Annotated in this window: 8 protein-coding genes; 1 reads left to right on the forward strand and 7 read right to left on the reverse strand. The window is 61.2% G+C overall.

Annotation, left to right across the window (positions count from 1 at the left end; translation table 11 throughout):
* From AC3WLT_RS36215 to AC3WLT_RS36245, 7 genes are all read right to left on the reverse strand, one after another.
* On the reverse strand, positions 1-1,292 hold a 1,292-nt coding region (locus AC3WLT_RS36215; RefSeq protein ID WP_492596372.1), incomplete at its 3' end, for a phage integrase family protein.
* 21 nt (positions 1,293-1,313) lie between these two features.
* The gene (locus tag AC3WLT_RS36220; RefSeq protein WP_492596373.1) at positions 1,314-1,703 is read right to left on the reverse strand and encodes a type II toxin-antitoxin system VapC family toxin; all 390 of its coding nucleotides are present in this window, start codon (positions 1,701-1,703) and stop codon (positions 1,314-1,316) included.
* Complete coding sequence (locus AC3WLT_RS36225; protein WP_492596374.1) at positions 1,700-1,969, reverse strand: type II toxin-antitoxin system Phd/YefM family antitoxin; 270 nt, start codon at positions 1,967-1,969, stop codon at positions 1,700-1,702. Before AC3WLT_RS36225 ends, AC3WLT_RS36220 begins: the two co-directional genes overlap by 4 nt.
* 433 nt (positions 1,970-2,402) lie before the next feature.
* Complete coding sequence (locus AC3WLT_RS36230; protein ID WP_492596375.1) at positions 2,403-2,750, reverse strand: CppA family protein; 348 nt, start codon at positions 2,748-2,750, stop codon at positions 2,403-2,405.
* Positions 2,751-3,466: 716 nt separating this feature from the next.
* Complete coding sequence (locus AC3WLT_RS36235) at positions 3,467-3,724, reverse strand: hypothetical protein (protein ID WP_492596376.1); 258 nt, start codon at positions 3,722-3,724, stop codon at positions 3,467-3,469.
* Between the two features lie 1,043 nt (positions 3,725-4,767).
* On the reverse strand, positions 4,768-5,745 hold the full coding sequence (locus AC3WLT_RS36240; RefSeq protein ID WP_492596377.1) for a ParB/RepB/Spo0J family partition protein: 978 nt from the start codon (positions 5,743-5,745) through the stop codon (positions 4,768-4,770).
* Complete coding sequence (locus AC3WLT_RS36245; RefSeq protein WP_201078903.1) at positions 5,742-6,953, reverse strand: ParA family protein; 1,212 nt, start codon at positions 6,951-6,953, stop codon at positions 5,742-5,744. The genes AC3WLT_RS36240 and AC3WLT_RS36245 overlap by 4 nt, the downstream gene beginning before the upstream one ends.
* Positions 6,954-8,018: 1,065 nt before the next feature.
* Here AC3WLT_RS36245 and AC3WLT_RS36250 point away from each other — a divergent pair.
* The gene (locus AC3WLT_RS36250) at positions 8,019-9,425 is read left to right on the forward strand and encodes a replication initiation protein (RefSeq protein ID WP_492596378.1); all 1,407 of its coding nucleotides are present in this window, start codon (positions 8,019-8,021) and stop codon (positions 9,423-9,425) included.
* Positions 9,426-9,651: the final 226 nt, after the last annotated feature.

The following is a 9,651-nucleotide window of genomic DNA, read 5'->3' on the forward strand; positions in this document are numbered from 1 at the left end:
CGGCGCGCGAGCGCCGTCTCGGCATTGCGCAGACCCGAGTCGCCCATCAGCAGCAGCGCCGCGCGCGCGGCGCGCCAGCGCGGCCCCGCCGGTCCGGGGCTCGCGCTGCGGTCTTTGGCGAACCGGCGCACCCGGCTCCACAGGTCGAGCGGCAGCGCCCGCTCGATGCGCATCGCGTGCGCGCGCGTGACCGTCACCGGATCGTTGACCGCCCGCCACGGGTTGCCCGCGAGGTAACGCACGTCGACGAACCAGTCGAACGCGGCGCGCAGCGCGCGCACCGCGTAACGCTGAGAATCGGCTGAAAGCGAAGCAGTGGCGAAGGGTCGCCAGCGGGGCGAATCGCGCCGCGTGCGGGGGCCGGTAAAGGCCGCCGACGGCACCGCGAGGAAATCCCTGTAGGCCTCGCAGTCGTCGACCGTGAGCGATGACAGCGCCGTGCCGCGCACGGTGACCGCCCATAACACCAGGCGCTCGAGCTCGCGCGTGTACGCGCGCAACGCCTGCGGGCGGTCGCGGTAGCGGTGCAGCCAGGCGCGTACCGCGCCAAGGTCGTGCTGCGCCTGCAGATAGCACAGGCCCGGTGCGCGGTTAGTGCCGTGCGTGCCGGACAGCGCGTGGGGCAGCGCGACCCGCTCGAGCGGGGCCAGTTCGCTGGCGCGCCCGGTGCCGGCCGGGACCAGCGCGACACGCGCGGCGCCCGCTGGCGCCTCGAGCGGATCGGCGGCATCGACGTCGTCGGCCACCGTGACGCCCAGCGTGCCGGCGTGCCGGCGCAGCCACGCGACCAGCACCCGCGCGCGCAGCAGGCCGATGCGCGGCACGGCCCGCCACCAGCTGCCGCCGCGGTGGTTGCAGAAGTCCACCAGTGCGCCGAGCGTCGGGATGCCCTCCTCCACCAGACGCCGGGTGATCAGCGGGCGGAACCACAGGCCGACCGGGTGCGCGGCGGCCGGCGCCGCGGCGGCCAGCCGGGACGCCTGCTCGACCATCCGCAGCGTGACGGCGGTGAGCTTCGCGCTGCCGTGGTTGCGGGTCGACGCCTTCAGGTGATCGGCCAGCACCGGCGAGCCGTGCAGCAGCGCGAGGTGCACCAGGTCGTCACGCATCGTGCGCAGGTAGCGCTCGAGCGCGTCGGCGCTCGCCGCGTGCGGCGCGGTGTCCGGATCGAAGTACAGTCGCGCGATGGTCGGCAGCGGCACGCGCTGCACGAACGCGCGCAGCGCCGTGAAGTCGGTGCGCGTATAGCTGCGTGGCGGGGGCAGCGTCAGCTGTTGCGGGCGGTTGGCCATCGCGCGGGTCCGGGCCGGCCGTCAGGCGGGCAGCATCAGGGTCGGGTGATAGCGCCAGACCTTCGGGTCGGCGCTCAGCAGCGCCATCCCCTCATGCAGCGCCTGGGCGATCATCAGCCGGTCGAACGGATCGGCATGATCCGCATGGGACGGCAGCCGCGACACGGCCTCCGTATGGTCGCCGGTGACCGGCAGTTCGACGAAGCCCGCAAGGCGAAACGCCGAGCGGGCATCGCGTGGAGGCACGCGCAGGTTGCCCTTCGCATGCTTGATGGCGATTTCCCAGATCGCCGCGGCGCTGACCAGCAGCGTATTGGCCGGATCCTCGATCAGGGCGGCAGCCCGCGCCGACAGCTGGGGCGCGCCTTCGGCGGCCCACAGCGCGATGTGCGTGTCGAGCAGCACCCTCACGGCGTGAGGCCCTGCTGCGCGCTCGCCTCGAAGTCGGCGGCGATCGCGTCGTCACCGGCGTTGAACGCCCCGACGGTGGCCGGCACCGCGAGGCCGGCGAGCAGGTGCCGCGCGGCGCCGATGCGCCGGGGGGCGGCGAACGGCACCAGCCGGGCGACCGGCGCACCGTTGCGGGCGATGATCACCTCGTTTTCCTGACCGAGCTCGAGCCGCTCGACCAGGCTCGAGAGTTTCGACTTGGCGTCGTGCATGTTGACCGTGAGCATGGGCTCCCTCCGAATTAGCTAACCAGTGTTAGCTAGTATGCGGGCGCGGGCCGCGAAACACAAGCGCCCGGCGCGGCGCGCTGCGGCGTCCCGCCACCGCGCGCCCGCCGTTCCGTGGTTCCGGACAAGGGGTAAACCCTATGATAAGTGTCGCGCAGCCCGCTTTCCCCGTATTCTACCGATTAAACCGCATGGTGCTAATAGCAGTTATCACCATTGAACTGGCACAAAAAAACGGCCCGCACGTCGCGGACCGGTTCGTGGCGGAGCACAGACGGGCGGCCAGTTTTTCCCGCCAGCCCCGCCTCTGCTCCGTTTGCAGTCACGTGCCGTGAGCACGGACCACATCTACATCATAGTCGCTGTTCCGCCGCCCTGCCGGACCTCTCTACCAATCACAATTAGCAGACAAGAACCGGCGCGGGAAAACGGCTCACCGGCGCCGCAGACCGTCCGGGCCCCACCCTGCCCGTCTCAACCCGCCGGCCGGCGCGATTGTCCATGCTGTACCTGCTGCCGCGCGAGGATCTGCCGGATCGCCGCCAGATGGCGCTCGCCGACGTCCAGGTGCGCCGCGCCGCGGGTGACGGCCGCCCGCACCCGCCACGGGCGGCCGCAGCCCGAGCTGCCGGCACAGCGGCGAGACGTACAGCTTGCCCGGTTGGCCTGGCCCGATGCAGGTCTGCGCGGCCGCGGCCAGCGCCGCGTCGCCGGCCCGCTTGCGCGACCACGCGAGCGTGCGCCGGTCCAATCCATTCTGCACGCGTACCAGGTGTTCCATGCCGGCCTAATAGCTGTATATATAAACAGTACTGTTGATATATTCAGGACTGGCAGTGCTTTCAAGCGGGATGCTGGATTGCCCGGACGGTAGTCAGGCAATGACCGACAACAAACGTTTGCCCCGCCGATAGACCATGTTGGCAATATCGGCAAGGTACTGGTTACCTCTGCCCATCTCTGCAACGTGTGCACAGATCCAGACTGGCAAACAAAACGACCGTCCCTTCTCGGCCCCCGCACGCAGGCATGGCCCGCCGCGACCGCGGCTCCGTCCACCGAAACGCACGCGCCGGAGTCGCAAATTGACCGATGCTGTTTGTCTTCGGCCGACCGGCGCCCACAAGGCGCACAAGGAAGTTGGGTGTCGCCGATCCGGGTCAGCAAAGGTGCATTCGGCAGGGTTGTCCGGGAGGCGGCCGCTAACGCGTGAGCAGGTTGGGGTTCTGTTCACGACGTCGGGTACCGAACTGCTCTTCGAGTTCGGCAGTCGCAGGCAGGTGACGGCCAGCACGCAGCGCATTGAAATTCTCTTCCCAAGATCGGGCGTTGCCCCGGGCTGCGCTTCACGAACGTCTTGCGTAGTCGATAGATGGGCGGAAATCACGATCTTGCGGGCGCCGGCGGTATCGAAGAAAGTCTGTCCGATGCGACGGGAAAGCACGGCTGCACCTCATGCGCATCGAGTTGAACCTGCTGCGAAGCATCCAGCGCGGGCTAGCGGGCAGAGCGTCTGTGAGCAAAATCGGTGGGCGCCTTGAGCGGCTTGTTCAGGTAGTTGATCGGACGGCTGGAGGCTTTGAGGTGCTTCCAAACCACGGCGACGACATTGGACAGCAACCTGCCATGCCGCCCGGCTTCTTTCATCGGCTTGAAAATCAGGGCTTTATGAGAACCCGGGGACCGCTGGAGCTGAAGGTCCGCTGGCAGCGGCCCATGTCGGCTCTTTTGAAAGGCAGCAGGGGAAACATCCATATGCGGTGCCGTCTGCCACGCTGGCAGGCTGCTGCGCCGGGGAAACGGGGGAGTATCGTCAGCCTGTTGCTGGTCCGGTTGGTAGCAAACAGAGGTGGGCGGTGGCTCGAAGAGCCCTAGAAGCTGGGCGGCCTGCTCAGTCAGCCGGAGGTAGGCTTGACCGCAGAGTTCTGCCTCACACTGTGGCGTTTCTATGGCGGGCGAGCGATCAGACCGGCGGCTTCGCGATCATCGAGGCCGCAATAGATGCTGCTTATGGATCCGCATGGCACGACCGTGCCGGCAACGCGCTGCGCGCGAAGATCGCCGCACAGGGACGCTGGGCGTCGGCGATTCGGGCGTGGGCCGTGATGAGGGAGCGTGAGCGGGCAGGGAGTCCGTGCAGATGCGCAGGGCAATGTGCGAAACGGGAGATTACCCACGGTAGATTTCGGGCCAAGCCTCGCTCCAAGCTACCGCCATTTTTGCACGGGCTGAGCGCGCCTGCCGCTTGGAGGAACTAGGAAAGCTATATCGTGACGTCGCGATACGGATCATGTCATTCAGGCTTGGCCGTTCCGCAGAGACTGGAGTCACATTTGCAAGAGGGATTACCATGACCCGGAAGAACACAGAGGGGACCGCTTTGCCGTCAACTACAGCTCAACGCCTCGCCGGAGAGCGCACCAGGGAGATGGTCGGGCGCACAGCCTAGACCATGGTCACGTTGCCCACCATTGCAGTCTGTTGATCGCTATTTTAGGAGTCGCCGTCGGACTTGGCTTTGTCTTTCATTAGGCACAAGAGCACTGAACCGAAATACCACAGTGGAAGTTCGCAGCTGGGCAACTTCTCGAAGCCTAGGACGCGGCTATTCATTGGTCCCCGCATGCCCGAGCGATGCCCGCTGACCGCTGCTTGATCTCGTGTCTAAAGTCTAGACACGTATGGTCTGGGTCGGACTGCGACGCAGCGGGCGGTGTGTCTAGACTCTAGACACAGCAGGAACGGCTGGACGAAAAAAACCCGCGCCGGCGCGGGCTCAGTTGAGGACGAAGCGTTCCTCAGTTCGCTTTCGGCTGAGCGTGGAACATCTGGCTGATAAGCTCCCGAATCTGCGTCTCCTGCGCCTCGGTGAGCACGCCGGCTTTAATTTTCACCGTGATACCGCTGATGTCCTTGGTAATGGAGCCCGCGTGTTCCTTGCCAGAGAAAAACTTGTCGATGCTCCGCTCGCTTGCAGAATTCGTCGTCGTCGTTCGACGAGTTGCCAACGCCTTAATCGCCGCTGCCATTTTCCCCTGGTCCATGTCGCCCTTCACAACGAGCGGCCAGAGTTCCATTGCCGCGTTCACACCGTCTTCGCCGTGTTTCTTGATGGCCGCAACAATCGCTTGGGCAGCAGTCCCGCCAAGGAGCCTCGGCTGGATGTCGAGGTCCTTCCTAATGAAGTCCGGCAGATTTTCGAACGAGAGGAACTGGTAGAGCCCGCTGCGGGACATACCCAGTGCCTCAGCCATCCGCTTACGATCAGGAAACTCCCTTTCCGTCTGCCTCATGGACATGGCGACTTCATAGTCGGACAAGTCGTCACGACTAACATTTTCCACGAGAGCTAACACAGCCATGTCTGCGTCGGAGCACTCCACAACGACAGCCTTGATGTCGTCGAGTCCCACCATCTTGTGCGCGCGCCACCGACGTTCGCCTGCCACAATCTGATAGATATCGTCGGAGCGGCGGACCACGATGGGCTGCATAAGTCCGACTTCACGAATAGACTCGGCCAGTTCCGACAGCTTCGCCTCATTGAATACCCTTCGCGGCTGCCAGGGATTCGGCACGATGTCGGACACCGATAATTGCGACGCGGCGCCGGTGGACTCCAGCTCTTGCACACGGAGTTGCGCTACCGCAAGCGCACCCGCGAGGCCAGGCGCCGTCTGCGTTCGGTTGCTACGCTTGACCTCATCTTCCTTGATAGATGAGGTCGTCCGGATGCCGGACGTCTTCGCCAGCAGTTGCTCTCGCATGTTGCTCATTGCGCGTTCCTCCATTTTTCTGCATAGATTTCGTCCACCCACCGGCAATAATCGACAAGGGGCTGTCGCACACGCTGCAACGACTTAGCCGCGCTATGGGTACTGCTTACGTCGAATACCGTTGAAAATGCCAGCGCTCCTGTGCTCATCACAGAACTGGCCGGCACTTCAATCGAATGCAGCCAGCTCTCGTACGCGCTCTGTGCCCATGCGCGCACGATAGGTGCGGAGGAGGTGCGCCCGTAATCGACCCTCGAAAGCATCAGTGAGATAAAGTCGTATTTCTTGTCCTGCTCATACTTGATGAAACTCTTGGATACATCTGAAAACAATCGCCAGAACGACAGCGAGCTGATGAAGTCCAGATTTTCGGGAACCATCGGCATGACCATGGCATCCGCCGCCAGCAGTGCATTCAGGTTGAGGTACGACAGCGAAGGCGACGTGTCCATGAGGATGTAGTCGTAGCGCTTGCGTAGTGGCTCGAGACCTTGCCGAAGCACCGTCCAGAACCGGAAGCCTGGCCTCATCTTCTGCATCGCCGGCAGATGGAACTCCGCACCAATCAATTCAGTGTGAGCCGGAATCACGTCAAGCCCATCCCAGTAGGTCGACTGAACCCTTGTTTCCAGGCCACCCTCGACGTCCTGGTCGTAGATATACGGCAACACGGTGTCGTCCGGCGTCACATCCTTTTCCGCGTACAAGCCGCACAGTTCGGAAAGCGAGGCCTGAGGGTCGAGGTCGATGACAAGCACCTTGCGCCCGCGCAACGTCAGTCCTTGTGCGAGACACATAGTTGTGGTTGTCTTTGCCGAGCCGCCCTTCAACTGGGCCGTTATGACGATTTTCCCTTCCGGTTCACGCGTTCCCGTAACGAGTGGAGTCTGATAGATGTCGGAGACTTTCTGGACCCAGAGGCGTGCTTCCTCCAGAGTGAATGTGCGGGTCCGGCCGGTACCGGCAGCGGTGCCTGGCGGCAACTCTCCGTCGCTCTTGGTTGCGAGGTATTGGACCTGAGAATGAGAGATGTTGCACATCTCAGCAATTTCCCCTGTTTTGAAAACAGGAGCAGCTTTTCGCGGTCGGGGTGCAAGAATGGTGTTCCGCAGCTCATCCGTGAAAATTGAGACCTTTTCAGCGAACTGGCTAATCTGCTCAAGAGGAACTGTTCGGTCTACAGCAGGAAGTTGGCTCGTTTTCACCATTCTGAGGTTTATCCGTAAATTTCGATGAACCTCAGAATACAGGAAACACATGAAAATTGCTCTATAAATGACTGTTTTTTATGAAGACTTTCTGAAAAACCGCCCGTCATTGCGCGTTCCCGGTTGACTGGAGTGCGGCCGACAAGCGTAGAAGAGACACTTCTGCTCTTCCAGACCGCTGCCATTCGGCAGGATTGTCGCCGATAGGGCACGGTAGTTGGCGCGCCGATCACCAGATGGTCGTTCAAGGTGAGGTCGCTTGTGCTAATTCTGAAAGCAGTATCGCCACGCAAATCGACCTTTGCACAAAAGTACGGCACATGGTGAGGTTCATTGTGCAACGAACACATCGGCGCGCTTCGAGTTGTATCACCCAGCACAATTGACCTCACCTTCCTCGCCGATTTTCACCGCCTCGCCCGCCCGGGGGTTTTTATACAGCTGTCTGTGCACACGCCTGCACAATGAACCTCACCTTCACTCGGGTGCTTTACCGATCGAAAACGTGTTTCTGTGGAAACAGAACAGGGGCTGGACCGAAACTGCTGTTCGGCACAATCAACCTCACCATCAGGGACGCTCGGCAAGTTGCTTCCTGGTAACAGGTTGGTTTGTTTTTTTTAAAAAATCAAACAACCCAACAAACCAACAGAGGAACGTGATTTTGTTTATTTTCAACGTCTTAACCTCCAAAAGGTGAGGTCCGTTGTGTCAAAGGTGAGGTCAGATGTGCACGAAGGTGAGTTTCGTTGTGTGGGCAAGGTGAGGCCGGTTCCACACGAAGGTGAGGTCAGATGTGCGGGATTCGCTGGTTCGCACCAAGGTGAGGTTGGCTGTGCATAGCGGCGCAGGAGCTAATTCCAATCACACGGGATAAGGGTTTGACGGGAGATGCGGGTCCATCGTGGTGAGGTTGATTGTGCTGCGGTGAGGCTCATTGTGCATGGCGGATGAGCGTAGGCCGCAGACAGCCAGTGCGGCCGGCTGATGGTGAGGTTGTATGTGTTGACAGCTCACCCACGAATGCTACATTCCCGAAAGCGAAAATGAAGAGCGGATGAGAATATGGCGGCGGAGGACATTCCGGAAGAAGGCAAGTCGAAAGTGACACCGCGACAGATGGCGCTCGCGCTGTTCGAGGATATGTTCGACTTGGGTTTGCCCATCAGCGAAGCCAATCGTGAAATCGGATACCAGCGCAACAACTTCTTCACCCAAGTCGTCAACATGGGGCTGCCGGCGCGGCGCTTCCTTGACGCCGCGTATTTCATTGTCGCCCAGGAGCAGGAAGCACGAGACCAGTACGACGTTGAGCTGAACTACTTCAAGTGGTTGATGCGCTATGACAGCCGCAATCTCAAGCACTTGCGCACTATCGCGGAAGAAGCTCAGGACGCGAAAATCCAGGTCACCGATACACCGCTCGATCGGGAACCCAACGAAAACGATCTGTGGGTATCAGTCCAGCTGATGGGCATGGTCGGCTTCCACAGGGGGCGCATTCGATTCGACGTGCACCCTCGCTTGGTCCCGCAAATCCGTGACCCAAAAAAATCCCACTGGTTGAGCCTGCGTATATCGACGGCTTTTACACGTAGCCTGGCGCGCGCGATCTATGACCAGGTCCTTCCCAGTGTCCCAAATGGCCGAACGGAATGGATACCGCTTGAAGACATGCGAAACTGGCCCGGCAGAATGGGAGCGAACGCCGCCATCTTCAAATACTTCAAGCGCGACTGGCTAGAACCGGCTGTGCGTGAAATCAATGAGGTGTCGGACATCGAGCTGTCCTATGAGACCAGGACCGAGTCCAGCACGTCGAAGAAAATCGACCGCATAAGGTTCCTGCTCAAGCGCAAGGATACCGCCGACGCTGCGCTGGCCAGCTTGGCTGACGCCAGTCACCTGTACAAAATTCTCAAAGAAGAATTCAACCTGTCTACCAAGCAGTTCAGTGAGATTTCCGAGAACCGCGAAGTCTGGACCGATGCGCACATCCAGCAGGCTGTCGAATACACGCGATTCAAGCTCAATCGTGGACAGATAAAAAGGAGTCCCGCCGGCTACCTGATGCGAGCCCTGCGCGATAACTGGAAGATGTCTGAAGCCGAGCGGAAGATGGTCGAGGTTCAGGCGAAGCTACTTACCGAAGAGACTGAAGTGGATGTCGTAAAAACCGAAACCCAGAGTTCGGTCGCACGCAGCATCGCTTCGCGCGAAGAAGAAGTCCGTGCACGCATGAACGAGGAGTCGCGTAAGGGCCGCGAACACTTCAACGCGGCGGACGCCAAAACCCGCAAGGAACTGGTCCGCGCATGGGTTGCGTCGAGGGAGGGCAAGCTCATGCTGCGTCGTATGAAGCTCGAGGCCGCAACTGTAGCGGAGGAGAACATCGTCGCGAATACGGAACTGGTTTGGTACCTGGGGCAATTCGTATTCGGGCGCATGAATTCGTCTCGCGCATCGGCGTGAGTGTCAGCATGAGCACCTGCGCGTTTCCAAGCGGTTCGCCGTCGCTACCTTTTTGAATCACCGGCGGCCCTGGGAATATCTGGAGTTAAAGGATGCGGTCCTGTTTGCGCGGATGCGCCGCCGTGCTGTAGGGTGGCATTACCGGCGGCGGCGTTGTCAGGTTATCAGGTCGGTCACGTAAGATGGCGTGATGAAGAAATCGAAATCGCTCTATCACGGTCACCGT

The sequence above is a fragment of the Paraburkholderia sp. FW306-2-2C-D06C genome, assembly GCF_058781505.1.